The following is a 19,524-nucleotide window of genomic DNA, read 5'->3' on the forward strand; positions in this document are numbered from 1 at the left end:
TAAAATTATCCTATTCTTCAAGTCCGTATTGGTACAGTTTGTTTTTAGTATCCTCTGTTTTTATTTAACTCATTTCATTTTTTATTTAACTAATATTAACCTAATGATTTAAATGAAAAAAAATCAACGAAAAATGGCAAAATAAAAGCTTGCTAATAATTCTTGTGTAAGTTAATTTTACATTGAAATTAATCATTAAAAAGCTAGGGAAAACTCTATATTTAAAGTTGAAATTTATATTAGCAGCGAAAAATTGCGGAGTTTTCTGCCAGAAATTTCATAGTTCAAATAAACATTAACATAATGGAGAAATATAATGGTTATACAATTAACACCTGATGATAGAAGTGGATATCCACCCGTTGAAAAGCAAATAGCAGGAGATATAGTACGTATACTAAACTTTAAGCAAACAGATGAGGGTCATACAGCATCATATGGAATTGAATATCGAGCTAAGAAAATAATATTAGCTTACGCTTTGGCTGTAAGTGGTATTCATAATGTATCTCAACTTCCTGATGATTATTATAAGAATAAAGAGACTGCTGAGAGAATTTATCAAGAATATATGTCTAATCTTTCATCTGCACTATTAGGTGAAAATGGTGATCAAATTTCTAAAGATATGGCAAATGGTTTTTATAAGAATGAACTGGATTTTGAAGGTCAATATCCTCAAAACATTTGGAATGTTCCTGAACTTGAAAATAAACCATTGAGTGCTTATTCAGATGACGATAAATTATTAGCACTATATTTTTTCTCTGTACAGGAAATTCCACTGGAGGAAAATCAACAATCAAATGCCGCAAGATTTTTTAAATTAATTGATTTCTTATTTATCTTATCTGCTGTAACTTCACTAGGAAGGAGGATTTTTTCGAAAAACTTTTACAATGGGTTAGAGTCTAAATCATTAGAGAATTATATTGAGAGAAAAAAGCTTTCTAAACCTTTCTTTAGACCACCTCAGAAGTTACCTGATGGTAGAATCGGTTATTTGGCCAGCCCAACTGAACCACCTAAATGGAGAGTGAGTTTTCAGGAACTTAAAAAGAATAAATCCAGGAATGGATTTTATAATATGGACCGTGCTGCGCAACAAAAGTATAGTTCATTTATAAAAGAGGTACAAAAGGGTAACGATCCACTGACAGCAGCAAAAAGTATTGGTACAGCAAGCGGCAGTAACCTGGAAAAATTGCCGAATAATTTATATAGTGTGAGGCTAAGCAAAGAAGACAGGGTAACCTTCACTCAAAATAATACTGACAATACAATGACGGTTCATAGTGTTGGAACTCATTATAAAAATATATGATGAGTGATCTCTGACTTCGATTGACAGAACATTTTTAAGCTCTCATTTTTTCAACGGGAGTCTCATAAGGCGTTTTACTTTTCAAGCCACTGTGTGGTCTGTGATAATTGTAAAACGCCTTCCTTTAGCCAATACACTTTACTACCAAGAAAATATATACCCTATGGATTTCAAGATGCATCGCGGCGGCAAGGGAGCGAATCCCCGGGAGCATAGAGAACTATGTGACCGGGGTGAGTGAGTGCAGCCAACAAAGAAGCAACTTGAAAGATGACGGGTATGCCGGCTCTCCCTGCCAATAACGTTAGATGGTTATAATTTTTGATGTTATTTTTGATTTTCGTAACAAAACACATAATATATATGACAGGATAAAAGCCAGCAAGGAATAGGCTATTATGTAAACATATACATTTATGTAATTAAATTTTTTTAATAAGAAATTATGGATAAATTCGTTATGTATTTCAATAACAAAAATATTGTGAACAAGATATATTCCTAGTATATTCTTGCTAATGTCATCTATTAAGAATGGTATTTCTCTGACATTTAAATTAACCAAGAATAAAAACAGGCACACCGAAGAAGCTTGAAGGAATACATTATAAAACTTCCCATAAAAGAAAGTCATCCCCGTCTTGGATGAAATGATTGATAAAGATATCAATGATATAATAAAAAATACCAGAAGTATTATATGCTTACAGGAAAAAGCCTTTATTTTAGGTTTCGTTAGCCCTATATATCCACCTATCAAGAAACTAATCAAACCCTCAGATTGGAACGGAAACAAAATATTGAATGGGATTAGGGAAAAAGAGAATTTGTAATCTGTTAGTGCATTCAGCAATGTAAGATTAGAAATTATAAGCATTATAACGAGTATTTTCTTAATCCCCTTTGCATTTGTTTCATTAAATGTGTTACGCATTAGTGGTGTTAATATATATAGAGAGACAATTGCAAATATAAACCATAAATGGGTAGCATCTGATGTGGTTATACTAACATTAACATAATTTAAAAAATTAATAGTAGGCACTGTTGTAAATTTACTGATAAAATATGTGTCATACAGATAATAAAATATAAGCCAAAACAACAATACAGTTAATATCCCTTTGGATTTATTAATGATGTAATCCACCTGCTTTTCATGCTTGTTGTTTAGTAAGAAATAGCCACTGCACATAAAAAACAACGAGACCCCCAACTGACCGGCCTGCCTAAGAAAATACAAAACCACGTCATTATCATCGCGCAACAAGAAAAATAAAGTAACGTGAGAAATTACAACGAAAAATATAGAAACTATCTTTAATAAATCTATGGCTAATATTCTCATTTTTTGTCTCTTAAATAGATAAAATGAAGTTTGAAATTTTTGGGGCAAGCCTGGTCATACCTAGTTTTGATGGATGCAAACCATCGGACACTGTGCCCAAGCTATTGCTGGTCATAATATCGATATTGCCTTCATTGAATCCAGATTGTTTTAACAAATCCAGATATGGGATGGAGTGTTTTTCGCAGATTTCCCGACAAACGCTGCAATAGTCAGACAAGTAATACCCTTTGGCGTTTTTACTGTTCATGCCTCTTTGTACTGATATTGGCGTTGTTATAATAAACCCTATTCTCGTTGATGGGTATTTTTTGGTAATTCCAGTCATTAATAATTTCATACCGCCAATAAATGTTAAAGGGGTTTTGTCTTTATAATCACCTATTTCCACTCCTCCATTGGAGCCAAAGTCAAATCCAAAATCATTTACCCCTCCCCATATTGTAATAATATCTGGATTGCTTCCCATTTTTTCATATCTTAAACACATGGCTGAATTGTCATTTTTATCTTTTTGGGCTATGCATGTTCCCCCTATTCCGTAGTTTTTCCATTCTTTTAGATCTAAATTTTTAGTCACTATTGGTTGATACCACCCTCTTTCAGTTATACTGTCACCGAGGGTAAACCAACACCCTCCCTTCAAATGCGATTGAATATAAGACATTTACTTTTATCCTTCTAAAAATAAAATGTAGACCGACTGGTTTTTTATCAGTATCGAATGTCAGCTGGAACGGACGCAGGCATTTCGATAGCGTGGTATTCGGACATTTGGCGATAGGCCGTTGTGATAATTGCTGCCTAAATTTCTCAGACCATAGAGAATATCCAAACAATTCTGCGATTAGTTTACGTTGAGTGTAATACTCATGGTTGGCAACTGGGGCGGCATGACGGAAGTAGCGATTAATCACAAATGTATAATCGCTTTCCACATCAGACAAAACGAAACGGAAAAAAGCGTGTTTAACTTTGAAATAACCGCTTTGCAGGACACAGTAAATTTGGGAATACAAAGCCGACCGGTTTGTAGTAGGCTCCAGTTCGCTTGCTGACAGCGACAGAAATTCCAACTGTAGGCCTTCATCAAAATTAGGAAGCGCATACAGGGAGAATTGCTTCGCATCCGTTAAGGCAGAGAGTCTTTTACTTTTATTGGCAGTTTGGTCTATATGATGAGTCATCATCCTGATTCCATGCAAATCATGTCCGTATGAGGATCGCTGACCGGACAGTAAAAATGAATTTCGTCACTGCGGTTGGATCTCGAATGAAGTTGTCTCATATAAATAGTACGATATCAACCCCTTTTACGCCCCTTTAATCGTACACATTCATGATAGAAATATGGATTGGTGATCATAAACAAATTATTGATCAGGTACTAAAAAATGCTGATAGTGATAATTAGTTTGCTAAAGAAGTGCCTGATAAATTAGCTGAAGAGAAAAATGAATCTGAAACATAATATTGAGTTACTGACCACCTGAGTTTAATAACAAAAATGCCGATCTTGAATATCGGCATTTTACTGTGAAAGAGAAGATTAATTTAATGCTTTAACGCTTCAATTTTATCCCGGCTCAGTCCGGTACTGGTGGCAATAATGTCCAAACTCACGCCATGCCGTAATAAGGCACGAGCCGTTTCCAGTTTACCTTCTTCTCGGCCTTGCTCAATACCTTGTTCGATACCTTGCTCGCGCCCTTTTTGTTCAAGCTGTTCTGCAATAGTCATCAACATCGTTTCATGCTCCGGAGATTGTTCAATCAGTTGATGGACAAAGTGTGAGAGATCCAGCGTATGTCCATTCAGTAAAATATAGCGTAACTAAAACAGCAGAGGCACCACCAAGGGGAGTTCAGTATGGCCTTTTTTCAGGTGAGCCGCCATGGCTGACATGGCGTAATACATCAACCGCCAGGCCATCAACGGGTCAGGGGTGGACTGATGTTCAATCAGACAGTAGATATAACCTTGTCCCCGAGCCGTTTCAACCGAGTAGAGCACATCACTGTGCAATTGACGTAAATGCCGGTCCACAAAACTGCCGGGTTCCAGTTTCAATGTGGCTAAATCACACAACGACTGGACCTTTTCGGGCAGATAAAGGGATAAGAACTCCCTGGCCGTTTCAGGCTGCGTTAAAAAATGTTTGAATAACGCGTCATGGTGAGGTCGTTTTTCTTTCTTTGCCACAATCCGTTTTCTCTGTCTTATCAGTTAGTCATCGCCATGCATTGCCAAAGTTATAATATCCGCAACCAATGTACAACATATTATCTACTTAGCAAAAACCGCCGTAAACCTTAGCCCAGTGTGGATGGGAATATCAGGCGAAAAGCCCAAAGGGCTTGAGGGCTGGCTACTCCGGCGTATTCTGACTGGCAACGTACGCTTTTAACGTTTCTCTCGTTGCGCCACCTGCTATACATAATGAAATGAGTATTTTTCAACATAGAAAAGCTTGAATGGAGCAATTCTCGTAAGCCTGTTACCCTATTGGGGATAAAGAAGTTTCCGCCAGAAATTCTTTTAGAAAAAAGTGAGCATCAGCATTTTTTATTTTACATGGCTTTTCTGTTAAATATATGCAGGAAATGGCCGTGAAGCATGTGAGAATGCCGTTGTGGTTGCTGCGGTACTTAAATGGATTAAGTCAATATGAGATCCGTGTTATTTCTTCCTATATTGCGAACAAGTTTTTAGAAACTTACTTGGTAAAACTCATTGCTAGTGAAAAAGTTGAAAACCTGATTGTTGGTGGTGGCGTTCATTTCAATGTCAAACTCAATAATGTTTTACTGAATAGCATAAAGGGAGATATCTGCTGCTCTCCCCTTGCTGGTGATATTGTGCATGCAATGACAGGTGCTGTTACTCTTGATAATACATTATCTAATAGAAGCGTAAATCTATTATTGCTAAAACGTGATTTATCTTTGCCGTACAACGGTAAATATGCAAAGAATATCATTTATACAGATAATCAAGCTGATTTTATTGAAAATACAGCTCACTATGTGAGTAAGGTATATATTATCAATACAGTAAAAAATTGGGGAGAATTAGGTCCCAGAGCACTTATGTCAAACTCCACGTTGTGTTTACCGACTGGTGAGTTGAAGCAAGAAATTAACCTTCTTAATGGCCGGGATGACCATATGCCAATGGCCCCTGTATTAAGATCAGAGAATTTGCCGGTTCTCTTTAACATTAAAGAAGTAAACAGAGTAACAGGCTCACTTCATGGCATGATTATTGCGCTAAGTTATAACGATAATATACTTGAAGAAAAATATGAGGGAGTGATGCATAAAATGCATGATGGTAGAACCACTGGCAGGCCGCTTGTGGTCAAATTAGACGTTGATGTCGAAATACTACAGAAAGTTGAAAATGAAACTGGCTATGCAGCGTTAATCAACACCTCTTTCAACATTCATGGTTATTCTACAGTTCAGCGGATGCAACATGCATATCACGACTTCGATTATCAGTGCAGGAAAGCTGAAAAAGCGGGTATCCGTAAGCCTTTTCTTATTATCGGCAACTTTTGAAATCCATAGGGTTATAGGTAATCGCCCTTTCATTAACGGTGACCTTTTAGCTGGTCACCGAATTTTTCTATATACCCGTCATCTTTCAAGTTGCCTCTTTGTTGGCTGCACTCGCTCACCCCGGTCACATCGTTATCTATGCTCCCGGGGATTCACTCCCTTGCCGTCGCGATCCATCTTGAAATCCATAGGGTATATATTCACAACAGTGTCTCGCATTTAAACCTGTTTTATAGTTAATTGTTTTTTAATTGATGGTGATTATTTGCATACCAGGAAATATAATCATCACTGGATATTGGCGTTTCGATTCCAGCCTTATCCACGCCAAAACTGGAAATATAATCATTTATTCTGTCTGCATGCTGACGTATATACTCAATGCGTCTCTCGTCTATTTTTTTAGATTCTTGTAAATTGATCACTTCACTTCTCAGGAGATTGCTCATGCTACGATGAATCCAGTCGAGAAGATAACCTTCGATGATCATATAAAAATCATCATCATTATTGTTGTGGTATGTATCAATAATGGTCGTTACCACGGATAAAACGGCATATGTTTGGCTTAGTTCTAGAAAATCCCTACTATGCTTATTAAGCATATCTAAATTTATTTTTTTATTGCTACTCACTGTTAATCCATTTAGTTTTTTATATAAAAAGTTCATATAATCATTTAAAATGGGAAATAGATTATGTTGGAAAGATGTTTTTTCTATTTCTTTCATCTTATTGAGAATGATCATCCCTCCGGCTTTTAGTGATAATACAAGGTTATCACCTTCCGAAGTAATCGTACCAAAATTAGATATCAAATAATGGGATATCTTGTTAACAGTAAATAATCCCTGTGCGCCGCAACGCTCACGACAATTAATTAATATTTCTTGTGTACGCCATGTGCACAGGGACTTGGTAGTAATGATTTCAATAAGTAGTTCATCTGAAAACTTAAAGTTTTTAACTGATTCTGATAATATAGCTGAAACTTTTCTTGTTAATTCTCTTAAGTATAACGCATGAGTGATTGTGCTCAGGGTATCCCAAGCAATACCTTCTTTGAAATGAGAATAATTAATTATTGGCATAGCACCTGAGTAACCGAATGTTTGTCGTTTATTTCCATATGTGCTAGTTATATGAAGAGCTGATTTGGCCGCTGTAACTGAGATCATTGCCATGCATAACTTGCCTGAATGTATTCTATTTGTAATTAACGAAAATCTTTCTCTTAATTCTTTAGTATGCAATGATACTTTACCCTCCCTGGTCAGTGTTATCATATTGCCCGTAAGGATCCCTTCAAAAGGAATTTCGACATTATCAAATGAAGTTATTGCGTTATCTAAATGAAGCCCTGGCTTATCGCCAAGTGGAGTAATTTTAACGCCAGGAGTTAATTTTCCATTTTCAGATAGAGGAAGAATAAATGGGAAAATACCATATTTCTTTCCTGATACATTTAACTGAGCTAAAATTACAGCCACTTTAGGTAATTCACAAGGCATGGTATTAGGCATAAATTTATATGCATTTGGACCAGGTGAATTCAACATGAATACGCCTTTTTCCGGCAGATAATTAGCCTGTGTTTCGATTGCGATTAGATCATTCCCGTGAGCTAGCTCAGTCGCCAGATATACTCCAATGGCACGACCTGAACAAAGTTTTTGGTAAAGATCTTCCACATATGGAGTTTGCACTCCTAAGTTAGCGATAGTGCCGATGGCTAAATTAAAATGAATTGATAGCATAGAAACTACAGCGCAATCATGTGGAGCTACAAGTTCATGAAGCGCAACTAATTCATTAAATGGTTTCGTGTGAATATTATTATCTTGAATATATTTAAGAAGTTCTATGAATTTTTTTACTGACGACTGATAATTGTCACAATTGCTTTTAAGTACCGCTACAAGGTTATCAGATACTCCCTCATTTCCTATGCCTAAATAAGACTTTAATGTTGATTCTGAATTGCACAATGATTTATTCATATCGATGGAGCCTTTTACTAGAATAATAATATGTATATCCCCTATGGATTTCAAGATGCATCGCGGCGGCAAGGGAGCGAATCTCCGGGAGCATAGGTAACTATGTGACCGGGGTGAGTGAGTGCAGCCAACAAAGAGGCAACTTGAAAGATGACGGGTATATTAACTATTTAATAGTTTAATGGAATACACCAGAAATATACACTTCTACGTTAAAAAATTTATTAATAGAAGTGATTTGTTAAAAATTTTTCTTCTTAGAGTCCAGTAGAGAAAGCGATATTAAAACATATTTATCAAGTAAATAATTCATCGTTGTTATTTTATTTAAACAGATGATTAATCATTTTATCTTCATCGTAAAAATTATATTGATATAAATAGTTTGTTATGAGAATGGATTTTTGTTGTTTTAATATAACTAGTTGGTGAATTAGTTATGAACCATTGTAGGTAGAGGTTTTTTATTATTTCAAACAATGTTATTTTTATAGATAAAAATTACCATGTTACTTTTATCAATTACTTAATTTTAATGAAAAAACTTTTGGCATTATTTATCATGCGAGGCACCTATTATATTAATGTGAAGTTGGTGCAAAGATTATTTGCATAATTTACACTTCAAATGCGTCAGATTTTCTTTATTATTAACTAGGAGTAGAATATGAAAAAATTGATATCTATGTTATTTATTTTCATTGGTATGATTAGCGCCCCTGCATTTTCTGCGGAAACGAATAGTGGCATTGTCAGAGTCGCAGAAATTAAAGCTGATTGGGACAATCCTGCACATTATTTTTATACATTCAGTGGAAGTTTAGCCGGTAACTGTGGAAAACCAGGTTATATTTGGTCAGGATCAAGCGCTGATAACATTAACAAGCTATTAAGCCAGGCTTATGCACAGGGTTTAAATATTAAAGTTGGTATAGAAAATGTAAGTTGTAATATAACTACAGTTTACGTCATTAAACAATAGTAATTATTTCTTATGCTGTTATCAATGGGATAAAGAGATAAATAAACATTGATTTACCTAACTTTATAACGAATCCCTCTACTTTACAGTAGAGGGATTTTTAAATTATCTTAAATGATTTTTCCTTTTCAGAATTATTTCAACTCAGAATTTATCTTATTCGCAATATATTTCAGTGACGAAACTTGGTGCATTTTCGATGGTATCATGAACCGGGCAGGTTCTATTAATAAAGTCGACAAAGGCATGAATTTCTTCTTCACTATTATCAGCTTTAATATGAAATTTTGTCACTATTTTGGAGAAACCTAATTTCGCTTGTTTATTTCTACCAGTGAAACCATCAGTATCAAGCTCACCTTCCAGATCAACGTGAATATCAATTAAGTTGATTTTGTGCAGTTTAGCAAAAGCCTTTGCTACGATACATTTACAGGCCCCGAGAGAACAGAGTAAAGCTTCAACTGGATTCATCCCCTGATCAGTACCACCTAAATTACGCGGTTCATCCAAATAAAAGGAGAAATCTCTTGATGTACATTCAACTTTCAATCCAGCTACAGATTTTACTGTGGCAGTAAATAATTCTTTCGCCATGATCTAACTCCTTAATTGTTTTCCGGATAAAACTCAGGGGACAGTATCTGGGACATACCCCAAATGGATACATCGGGAAACACGTCTAACCCGGTTTCGTTCATTGCTGAGGCAACGGCTTTAGACCAGACAACATCAACCCAATTTGAATCATCTAACTTTGTCTTTAAACTAGGTGATTCTTTTAAATCATAAAGAATCTCTTTTCTTTGCGCTTTAATTGTTCTTTCCCAACTTGTTCCTCTATCACTTGGCTGGTATTTCCATTTTAATAAGTGAGCAATTAATACTGCCATGCGGCTAGCCAACTCACGCTGCTCACTCTTGCCCACGTCTTCGATATCCTCAGCAATATTGGCTATATCAATCTCAGAGAGTTTACCGGCACGTAATAACGCTGCCTGCTCATTTGCCCAAGCGACCACATCAGTTTCGTAACGGGTATGATTCATAATTGTCTCCGCTAATAGGTCTATTATGCTAGCAGTCTGTCAGAGAATACGCTTTAGGTCAAAAAAGAACTTATCTTCGATAACTCAGTGTTTACCCTACTTCCGGCAACATTCCACTCACTATGCCAATCTGGATTGCTATTACTGCAATACCGCAGGTAAATACCAGCAAGAGTACAGGTTTACCGCCAGGTACCCGATATCGAAGTTCATTTTGTTGACGGGATTTATAGGCCAGGAGACTAGGCAATACTAACGCCAAAATTGATAGCGCGATCGCGGCATATCCCAACGCCATCACAAATCCTTTTGGGTAAAATAGCGCGAAAATCAACGGCGGAACGAAAGTTAACAAACCAGTTTGCATACGCCCGGCTACGCTATTTTTGCGTTTAAACAGATCACCCAGAAAATCAAACAGGCCAAGTGTGACACCGAGGAATGAGGTTGCGAGCGCTAGGTTGGCAAACATTTGTACTGCAAGCTCAGTTTTCGGTGAAGCAACAACTTCGCGAATGCTGTGTAATAAGCCATTCAACCCTGCGTTTTCAGCTAAGATATCGACGAATGTGCTGGAATTAATACTTCCGAGTGTCGCCAATTGCCAGAGAATATAAGCAAATAGCGGAATCGCGCTGCCGATGATAAACACCCAACGGAGTCGACGAATATCGCCATCCATATATTTCACAATACTGGGAACACTACCGTGAAAACCAAACGATGTGAATATCACAGGAATTGAAGATAGTATTAATCCTTGTTCTAATGGCATGGTCAGTAAGTTAATATGCTGAACATGTGGCATCATCATCCCCAACATCAATACTAGGAAAATAATTTTTGCACTGAAAATAACCCGATTAACCATATCTACTGAACTGGTGCCAATACAAACAACTCCTCCGCCAATCACTGTAAACAGGATAACACCTACTGAGGCAGGAAGAGATAGATTCAGCCATTTGTTGAGGCTGACTGTCAGTAATTCCCCGGCGCCACTAATATAGGCTGATGTTAATGCATACATTAGAAACATCATGCTGAAACCGGCTAACATTTTGCCACCGTTGCCAAGATAACGTTGAGCAAGTGTCCCTAACCCCGTATCAGGGGATTCATATTGGTAAGTTTCAACCAGCAATAACGCGGTGTAACTCATCAAAACCCACAAGCCAACCAACATGATCAAACTTACGCCAAATCCTACACCGGCGGTTGCTAATGGCATGGCCAACATACCAGCGCCGATGGTTGTTCCTGCTATGATAAAAGTACTGCCAAAAGTACGGTTCTTCACGTTTTTTCCCTTCGAATCAACAGCAAATATTTAATAATAGAAAATCAGGCGACTTTCTTTTTTTCTTCTTCATCAACAATTTGAGTCAGTTTTTGAATAAAAATTTTCTGGAGCCTTTCCCAATACTCGTCAAAATCGTCAGCATTATGTAAACAGTGAGTCATCACAGCAGCACGTAAGACATATAAACTGTGGACTTTCTGCCATTCTTCTTGGGCAAAACCGCAACGTTCAACATAATGCCAGGGAGTATCACCATACTCTTCATAACTAAGGGAGGTGGAAGAAGTCAAAAAATCATTGGTATAAGTGCGTCCAGAGGCATATGAACAAAGTTCGTACATCCGTTTATTAAGACGATTATGATGCATTAAGTCATCATTTCCTTGCTCTTTAAAAGTAAAATTGACCATATGGAAATCAGGATTCGGCATGGCATGAATTTCAAACCGGCGTTTATCAACAACCAATGGTTCTGTGGTTAAAAGTTTTTTAACCATCCAATTGGCCGTCACAATACCGGCAGCAATTACTTTTCCGTAGCCACTGATATTAAGTGGAACCAATCGATGCGCAGCCCAAATTGCGGCGGCGATAGCTCCGGCTTTAGATCCCTCCATAATAGAAGCACCGAGCACGACACGCCGGTTAACGGCTTGATCCTGTTGAGTATCAACATCTTCAAAAACATAAGCTGCACGGTAGGAAATTAGGTCAACAATACGCCTATCTTTCATACATACCGCACCGGCTGCATATTGAATAAATCCAACTTTGTGAGGATCTACGGTGATTGAATCAGCCTGACACATGGCCCGGAAACTTTGATAAATTTCAGGTTTAGGCCAAATAATATCTTCCGGAATGATTGCCAATTCACGATAACGGCGGATAAGTTCATCATATTCCATAAACTCTCCCCGCTCGTTAAGGAACATTGCGCTGGCATAACCTGCATAAGCGGCATCAATATGCACATAAAATGAGACGCCATAACGCTCTTCACACTCTTTACGCAACGCAATAACTTCATCAACTCGATCAATAGCACCGACTTCCGTAGTTCCAACTACGGTTACCATAGCTAGAATAGGTTCTCCCTGCTCTATCAGACTGAACGTAATTTCACGCATTTTTTCAACATCGGTACGATAATTTGCATCGACCGGCAATGGCACAATATGCTGTTGACCAATCCCTAGAACATCCATTGCTTTCATCCATGAATAATGTTTCGACTGCGGCACCAAGACTTTGCCAAACATTCCCTGTTTTATCCCAACACCACGGCAAGAAAGTTCACGAACTTCTTCGAAAATGCCCCGCTTTTTTAATTCATCCGTTAAATCCAGAATGTCTGATGGAGATATATTCAACAGTTGTTGTTCTGATTTATTTGCAACCAAATCACTGGATTGCGGATGCTGTGCCATAGCAAGAGGAATGGTTTTTAAATTACGTGCAACCCATAGCCCTTCATAATTGGCGACAGTTCCTCCCGATGTGATATGTCCCCAAGCTCGGCGAGGGTCATAACCAAACATCTGACATAAATCTAGCCCGGCTTCAATTTCTAGCTCCGTTGTTGTCGGTGATGACTCGTGGGCACAATTGTTCGGGTTGTACATCATAGCCATAACATAAGCGAGATTGGAAACCATCAAGGTATCGGCATTCATATGCCCCATATAACGAGGAGAAAACCAGGGAACAGAGGTGTTTTTCAATTTGGCGGATAGCTGGTTCAGAATACCTTCTGTCCGATAAAGGGTTTCTCTATAATCAGGTGCGTAACGATCAACTGAGGTTACCAAGGCGGGATCTTCTGGGTGAAAATCAGAACGCCAGTGCATGTGCTCACTTACGGCATATTCCATCATTTCTCTAAAAAAAACCGCATTTTCTGATTTAGGGCCTAAAAACAACGCATCAATGTTTAAGTGCGAAGTAAACTGTTTGGTCATAATCACATACCCTTTTCCAACTAACAAAAACGGCTGTCAGCAACAGAGAGATTCTGAAATTCTTTATTTGTTAATGAAATCACTATCATCCTCTGATAAGCAGACAGAAAATTGTATGCCACCTAACGTATCAATAGTTGGTCATACCTCATTATTCTAAATATTCAGAAAAATCTATCAGGTGTAATAGATCAATCATTAATATATCTATAAACGATCATTTGTTAATAGATATAGACTATATTTGTTAAAATATTAACAATGACGTTGAATATAAATTCTGATTTTGTGCGCAAGGACAAAGAACGAATAAAAACCAATCAGAAAATAGAGATTTATTTGTCATTTACCTTATTAAATATGAGTGTTTATTCTAACGCGAAGAGGTTAATAGATAAAATGCAGGGCTACAAGTTAAAATAGCCCTGATTTAAGCAGAAGTACTATTAAGATGATACATTTACCAGCATAACCTTGCCGATAACATCACCGGCTTCCATCATTCGATGCGCATCAGCAGCATCTTTCAGATCAAATACTTTACAAATTAGTGGACTGACTTTTCCTGATTTCAATAATGGCCAGACCTGTTGTTCCAATTCCCTGGCTATCTCTGCTTTTTCCTCTACACTGCGAGAACGTAATGTAGAACCTGTGTGAGTCAGACGTTTTAGCATTAAGGGCATCAGATTAAGATTTTCAGGGTCTCCTTTCATCATACCAATTTGAATAATTCTCCCGAATTTAGCAGCAACCTTATAGTTTTTATTGACATAATCACCACCGATTAAATCAACAACCATATCAACCCCATGATTACCTGTGATTTTCAATACTCGATCAACAAAATCTTCTTTATGGTAATTAATAACAAAGTCAGCACCTAAACTGTGTGCAACTTTAGCTTTCTCATCAGAGCCGACGGTAGTAATGACTTTGGTGCCAAAGGCTTTTGCTAACATAATCGTGACACTACCTATCCCAGAAGTACCACCATGAATCAGCAAATTTTCTCCTTGTTTCAGTTTGCCAGTCTGAAAAACATTAGCCCAGACGGTAAAAAAGTTTTCTGGCAATGCGGCTGCCTGAACAAAATCCAAGCTATAGATGGGTAAGGCAATGGAGTCATGTACCAGACAATACTCGGCATAACCGCCTCCGGCAACAAGGGCACAAACTTTATCACCAAGGTTCCAGCGTTCACAACCTTCACCCTTGGCAACCACTTCTCCTGCAATCTCCAAACCCGGTAATGGTGATGCATCAGGGGGTGGTGGGTAAGAACCCATTCTCTGAAATATATCAGGCCGATTAACACCTGCCGCAGCTACTTTTACCAACAAGTAGCCTTTTCCTGGCCGCGGCAGCGGAACCTGAACCAGATGCAATTTCTCCGGGCCTCCGGGCTTAATAATGCTGATCGCTAACATATATTGGGGCAATGAATTAATTTGGCTATGCATATATACCTCTTATTTCTTTTGACGATCCTTTTTATTGGGTTATGTTTAATATGATAAGTGAGATTTAAACAGGTTTTTCCATTTTGCTAGATAACTTGGCATTTTAAGGATCAGTTGTAACCTTGCCCAAGTCAACTAATACTCACCATTTTTGCGATTGAACTATCGGTAGATAATCTTAGTAAATTTCAACCTCCAGTATCCACATCCACTTCGATTTTTCTTTCAGACCTGGTGACGCATGGATCTTAACCGGAAAAAACGTCAAATATCTCAACACCATAACAGTGAAATTTAGCATTTCGCCCATTACCAGACAGATCGTTATAATTCATCCTACAAATTTTCATAGCTATCCTCTTATAATATACCTGCGAGTTGTTTTCAGTCTGGAATTGATTAAATTATTATGCTCTTTTCCATAGAGTATGTTTTCGTATCGTTGGATTTTAATACTATAATAAGGTTCACTTTTATCTGGAAAACTTCATATTAAAATAAATATGGATTATGACTATCGTTAAAACTGCAAAATAAACCGATATTAACTCTTCAGCTCTATACTTTGAAACTTTTTCACAAACGATTAAAAATATAGAAATATCAAAGTGGTAAAAGTAAAACCGTACTGAGTTAGCGCATCACCAACTAATATGACTGTTTAAAAAGAGATTGGTGAAAAAGCTTTCCTATCTTACAATTTACTATAAGCTAATTTTCAAAATTGTAAAATACCATTGAGGTGCTAATGGAAACATCAGCAAAACAACCCAATGACCGGACAGTAAAATTGAAAAGCGGATTTGATCAGTCTGAACTGGTCAAAGCACGCATCATCAATCTTGCTGATCATTTTATTAATGTGCTTAAAAACAAAGATTCAGAAAGTATTTCCCAGTTGTTAACCCTCTCTGATGATGAATTTTGGACAGAAGTCAAAGGACGAGCTAACTATATTGAAATAGTGGCAAATATCACACCGGAAAAGAAGGAACACGAAGAATTTATCGAAACTAGAAACGCTTTTCTTGCCCATCTTGGGGAATATGGTGGTGTTTATAAGTCCAGTAAGGTTGCTGATATATTAGGAGTGACCCGCCCAACAGTAAATAAGTATGGTGAAAATCATAAACTCATTGTATTAAATTGGGGAATAGAGAATTTATATCCTGTATTTCAGTTTTCGGTAAATAAAAAAACTAGCAATAAAGGATATTTAAAAGGTGTCCCAGAAATACTGGCTAATCTAGGTCCAGTCAGTGGTGTAAAAAAGTGCGGTTTTTTCCTGCGTGAAATCAAGACATTTAATCTTGGTATCGATCTGGCTGAATCCACGATGGTACTGGATATCCTCAGAAATGGTGCCTCCAATGATGAAATTGCTCAATTGGTAAAACTGGCGAAAATGTTCGGTTCTGTTGATTCTATATAAAAAATTCCAGCATAACCCTCCTTTGGAATATATCAACTGCTCAAAAATGCGTGTTCTCACAGTACTACCGTTTGTCCGCCATCGACTAGCAGTGATACGCCGGTTATAAACGATGCGAGATCCGATCCTAACCATACGACCGCATTTCCTACCTCTTCCGGCTCTCCCAATCTTCGGAGAGGCATCCTTTCCCGTAACCCATCAAACATTTTCGCCACTTCCGGCGAGGAAAGAGGAAGTGCTGTATTGATCAGTCCTGGGCAGACTGCATTAACACGAATACCTGACGGCCCGAAGGCATCGGCCAGTGCAGCCACCATCATATTCACGCCAGCTTTGCTAGTGGAATAGGCGGTTGTAAGTTGTCCTGTTCTAATGGACCCCATACTTGACGTTGCCACAATACTTCCGCGTTTACCTAGTTTTATCATCTGTTCAGCAGCAGCCTGTGCGCCAAATAGAACGCCATCCAAGTTGACCGTAAGCAGCTTGTGAAAATCATCTGCACTAATCTGTGGGCCATCGGTAGCTAATGCGATTCCTGCATTGCAAGCCATCAGATCAACACCGCCGAACGGTGTAGCGACATCAACCAAGGCGTCCATCTCACTTCGTGAGGTGACATCACACCGGTGGAATATGGCTTTTGTACCAAGCGAATTGAGACGCTGAAGCACTGGTGTTCCTCCCTCTCGAGGCTGATCAGTGATATCGCCAATAATTACGATTGCTGCGCCATGACGCGCCGCAGCTAAAGCAATGCCTGCTCCGATGCCACTTGCGCCGCCAGTGACAATGACAACCTTACCTTCTAGCATACGGTCCATTTGATGTTCCTCATTAGTATCGCGTTATCACAGGCGCTATTTGAGATATTTATTGATCCAGATCATGGGGATAGCATAAAAAACACACATACAATCATTAACCAATGCAAATATAACCGACATTGGCTTCCGAAACCCTACGCCCTGTTGCTCAGAACGAAACTATCTCTGCCGGATTAAGCGTGCTTATCACTCCCAGAATACCTTTAGCCAACGGAATGGCTACCGGAGAGAGATAGGAGCCCAGCGGGATACTCGCGTGGTCAATGGAGGTAAGCATGGTAAAATCGTCGTTGAGTCCGGTAAGATCGTCGCTGATAGCTTTGCCAATGCGCACCGTCTGCGCCACGCCATGACCACTCCAGCCATGTACCATATACACGGGTACTCTGTCGTCGCTCTTGCGGGCATCGGTGGCACCGTTTAAGGTCAGATCGCTGATCCCGCCCCAAGAATATTCTAGTTCGGCTTTTTCCAACTGCGGGAACACGGTTCTGATACGCTCAAGCAGATAGTTGTTCACATCACGTGGTGACCAAGAATTGCCAGTACCCTGTCCACCGAACAGCAGGCGGTTGTTGCGCACTGCACGATAGTAGTCGACCTGTAACTGTGTATCGTAGACCGGCAGATTCGACGGGATCAGCTCTTTGACATCCACTGGCAACGGCGGCGTTACCGCCACGTAGGAGAAAAAAGGCACCGTGGTGGAAGGGCCGGAGATAAACTCACCCGTGGAGACATGCACACCCAATACCACAGCTTTACTTGCCCTGATAGCTCCCCGCTCAGTTTCTACGACTGTACCACCAGCATCCTGCCTGATGCCCTTCACTTTCGTGCTGTCATAGATTCGCCCACCCAGTCTGGCGAAACCATAAACCAGGCCACGCAATAGTGCCAGAGGGTGAACCTGCCCACCGATACTGTCGACATTTGCTCCATGGTAGATGCTCGAACGCACATACTCTTCCTGCAATTCGTGCGGTCCGATAACCTTCATCGCCGTGTCTCCCAGTTGACGCCGGGCATCGGCATTAGCCACCAGCGGCCCCATGTGGCCTGCGTGCACCGCAACAGTGATATGACCATATTTGCGGTCACATTCAAAACTATAACGCTCACGGAGTTCATCCACGAGATTCATCGCTTCAACAGAGGCAAAACGCCATAAGCGTTTAGCCTCATCGAATGAAAGTTTTTCCAGTATGGTTTTAGCTTCCCAGCGTGCAAGCCCAGGGGTTATCTGTCCCCCGTTGCGGCCAGAAGCTCCTGAACCAATGTTATCCTTTTCAACCAGAATCACGTCCACTCCCGCTTCAGCCAGATGCAATGCCGTGGAAGCACCCAGCAACCCACCGCCGATAACCACAACTTCGCAGTTCTGGTCTTCAGGCAGGCTTCCAAAAGTGGGCCAGTCAGCCAAAGAAGCTTCATAATAATTGGCTGGCATGGCACCAGCCGCAGCGTCTTTATGCCAGCTCCAGATGCGCGGATCCAGCCCCAACCGGCTGGCTCTATGCTGTGCATCCTCCAACAGTGTTGGCCGGAGCTTATCAACTTTGACGGCCGGAGCATCGGCCGCGGTTAAGGTCCTGGCGAGCAGGGATAAGTTGGGAAATACGGATGAAAGCACTCCTGCCCCCGCGAGCGTCGCGACGGTAGAAATAAAGTCTCTTCTATTCATTGTCATTTCAACACTCCTGTCATGATCTTGAAATCACCTGCTGGCTTGGTCTGGAGAGTTTCCCTATGAGTGAGTCCGGCTATCTGAGCTGTATTTATTGCTGCCAGGGCTCCCTTTCAGGCCGGCGAGAATCAGCAGGATAACAGTGCCGATAAACGGTATGAGATGCAGCAGTAACCACCAAGCGCTACAGTTGATGTCGTGCAGGCGGCGGGCATTCACTGCTAGCGCGGGCAAAAACGTGAGCAGCAGATAGACAGCGCTGAACCAGCCCATATAAGTTTCAGGATTGGCAACGGCAAAGTAGCTTTCAAGGAAAGAGATAATAAATACAGTCAAGATCTGGAACAGGAAGAAATACCAGAATTCTTTACGCCTGGCTCGCCCTTTGAAACATGCATAGTTCTTTAATACATTTAAATACCAGTGCATTGTTATCCCCTCTTGTGAGGTAGCAGATTCTGAAATAAGCGAGCTTCAACAGACAGACGCCCGATGTGAATAGCTATCCAAAGCTGGTAGAAGTAACCGATCCAGCGTCGAAACCAGCATATCTGCCTGTGTATGGGCATCCGGTTGCGGCGC

The 19,524-nt window shown here is 39.5% G+C and carries 17 protein-coding genes and 1 pseudogene; 4 read left to right on the top strand and 14 right to left on the bottom strand.

Going from position 1 to position 19,524, the window contains the following annotated elements; genetic code table 11:
- Positions 1-316: 316 nt before the first annotated feature.
- Entirely contained in the window at positions 317-1,324 is a 1,008-nt protein-coding gene (locus tag CKY02_RS00285; RefSeq protein ID WP_112893780.1) for a Txp40, insecticidal toxin (previously name A24tox), read from the top strand.
- Positions 1,325-1,494: 170 nt separating this feature from the next.
- On the opposite strand, the gene CKY02_RS24200 is transcribed toward CKY02_RS00285, so the two are convergent.
- From CKY02_RS24200 to CKY02_RS00310, 5 genes and pseudogenes are all read right to left on the bottom strand, one after another.
- Positions 1,495-1,680, bottom strand: coding sequence for a hypothetical protein (locus tag CKY02_RS24200; RefSeq protein WP_112893781.1), 186 nt, complete (start codon positions 1,678-1,680; stop codon positions 1,495-1,497).
- On the bottom strand, positions 1,629-2,672 hold the full coding sequence (locus CKY02_RS00295; protein WP_112893782.1) for an acyltransferase: 1,044 nt from the start codon (positions 2,670-2,672) through the stop codon (positions 1,629-1,631). The genes CKY02_RS24200 and CKY02_RS00295 overlap by 52 nt, the downstream gene beginning before the upstream one ends.
- Positions 2,673-2,682: 10 nt before the next feature.
- Complete coding sequence (locus tag CKY02_RS00300) at positions 2,683-3,339, bottom strand: SGNH/GDSL hydrolase family protein (protein ID WP_112893783.1); 657 nt, start codon at positions 3,337-3,339, stop codon at positions 2,683-2,685.
- Positions 3,287-3,862: a DUF4158 domain-containing protein gene (locus CKY02_RS00305; protein WP_112893784.1), complete on the bottom strand. Its 576-nt coding sequence runs from the start codon at positions 3,860-3,862 to the stop codon at positions 3,287-3,289. The genes CKY02_RS00300 and CKY02_RS00305 overlap by 53 nt, the downstream gene beginning before the upstream one ends.
- Before the next feature lie 364 nt (positions 3,863-4,226).
- Positions 4,227-4,874 (bottom strand): annotated as a pseudogene (locus CKY02_RS00310) (Rpn family recombination-promoting nuclease/putative transposase).
- Between the two features lie 407 nt (positions 4,875-5,281).
- Between CKY02_RS00310 and CKY02_RS00320 the strand changes: the two are divergent.
- Positions 5,282-6,235, top strand: a complete 954-nt coding sequence (locus tag CKY02_RS00320) for a carbamoyltransferase C-terminal domain-containing protein (RefSeq protein WP_162119898.1) — start codon at positions 5,282-5,284, stop codon at positions 6,233-6,235.
- Between the two features lie 236 nt (positions 6,236-6,471).
- On the opposite strand, the gene CKY02_RS00325 is transcribed toward CKY02_RS00320, so the two are convergent.
- Positions 6,472-8,235 (bottom strand): acyl-CoA dehydrogenase family protein, encoded by a 1,764-nt coding sequence (locus CKY02_RS00325; RefSeq protein ID WP_112894008.1) that lies wholly within the window; start codon positions 8,233-8,235, stop codon positions 6,472-6,474.
- Positions 8,236-8,902: 667 nt separating this feature from the next.
- On the opposite strand from CKY02_RS00325, the gene CKY02_RS00330 reads away from it, so the two are divergent.
- Entirely contained in the window at positions 8,903-9,217 is a 315-nt protein-coding gene (locus tag CKY02_RS00330; RefSeq protein WP_112878221.1) for a hypothetical protein, read from the top strand.
- Between the two features lie 156 nt (positions 9,218-9,373).
- Here CKY02_RS00330 and CKY02_RS00335 read toward each other — a convergent pair whose 3' ends face one another.
- From CKY02_RS00335 to CKY02_RS00355, 5 genes are all read right to left on the bottom strand, one after another.
- Positions 9,374-9,814 carry an OsmC family protein gene (locus tag CKY02_RS00335; RefSeq protein WP_105399738.1) on the bottom strand — a complete coding sequence of 147 codons (441 nt, stop codon included), beginning with the start codon at positions 9,812-9,814 and terminating at the stop codon, positions 9,374-9,376.
- 11 nt (positions 9,815-9,825) lie between these two features.
- The gene (locus tag CKY02_RS00340; protein ID WP_112893786.1) at positions 9,826-10,266 is read right to left on the bottom strand and encodes a DUF29 domain-containing protein; all 441 of its coding nucleotides are present in this window, start codon (positions 10,264-10,266) and stop codon (positions 9,826-9,828) included.
- A gap of 91 nt (positions 10,267-10,357) precedes the next feature.
- Entirely contained in the window at positions 10,358-11,566 is a 1,209-nt protein-coding gene (gene tyrP, locus CKY02_RS00345; RefSeq protein ID WP_112893787.1) for a tyrosine transporter TyrP, read from the bottom strand.
- Between the two features lie 44 nt (positions 11,567-11,610).
- Complete coding sequence (locus CKY02_RS00350) at positions 11,611-13,530, bottom strand: pyridoxal phosphate-dependent decarboxylase family protein (RefSeq protein ID WP_112893788.1); 1,920 nt, start codon at positions 13,528-13,530, stop codon at positions 11,611-11,613.
- 446 nt (positions 13,531-13,976) lie between these two features.
- The gene (locus tag CKY02_RS00355) at positions 13,977-14,993 is read right to left on the bottom strand and encodes an NAD(P)H-quinone oxidoreductase (protein WP_112893789.1); all 1,017 of its coding nucleotides are present in this window, start codon (positions 14,991-14,993) and stop codon (positions 13,977-13,979) included.
- Between the two features lie 790 nt (positions 14,994-15,783).
- Here CKY02_RS00355 and CKY02_RS00365 point away from each other — a divergent pair.
- Positions 15,784-16,425 (top strand): hypothetical protein, encoded by a 642-nt coding sequence (locus tag CKY02_RS00365; protein ID WP_238399039.1) that lies wholly within the window; start codon positions 15,784-15,786, stop codon positions 16,423-16,425.
- Positions 16,426-16,481: 56 nt separating this feature from the next.
- On the opposite strand, the gene CKY02_RS00370 is transcribed toward CKY02_RS00365, so the two are convergent.
- From CKY02_RS00370 to CKY02_RS00380, 3 genes are all read right to left on the bottom strand, one after another.
- Positions 16,482-17,252, bottom strand: coding sequence for a glucose 1-dehydrogenase (locus CKY02_RS00370; RefSeq protein WP_112893791.1), 771 nt, complete (start codon positions 17,250-17,252; stop codon positions 16,482-16,484).
- Between the two features lie 151 nt (positions 17,253-17,403).
- Positions 17,404-18,945 carry an NAD(P)/FAD-dependent oxidoreductase gene (locus CKY02_RS00375; protein WP_112893792.1) on the bottom strand — a complete coding sequence of 514 codons (1,542 nt, stop codon included), beginning with the start codon at positions 18,943-18,945 and terminating at the stop codon, positions 17,404-17,406.
- A gap of 57 nt (positions 18,946-19,002) precedes the next feature.
- Positions 19,003-19,371, bottom strand: a complete 369-nt coding sequence (locus CKY02_RS00380) for a DUF805 domain-containing protein (protein WP_112893793.1) — start codon at positions 19,369-19,371, stop codon at positions 19,003-19,005.
- Positions 19,372-19,524 lie beyond the last annotated feature (153 nt).

Origin of the sequence: Photorhabdus bodei, from assembly GCF_003287735.1 — a bacterium.
Taxonomy (GTDB): domain Bacteria; phylum Pseudomonadota; class Gammaproteobacteria; order Enterobacterales; family Enterobacteriaceae; genus Photorhabdus; species Photorhabdus kayaii.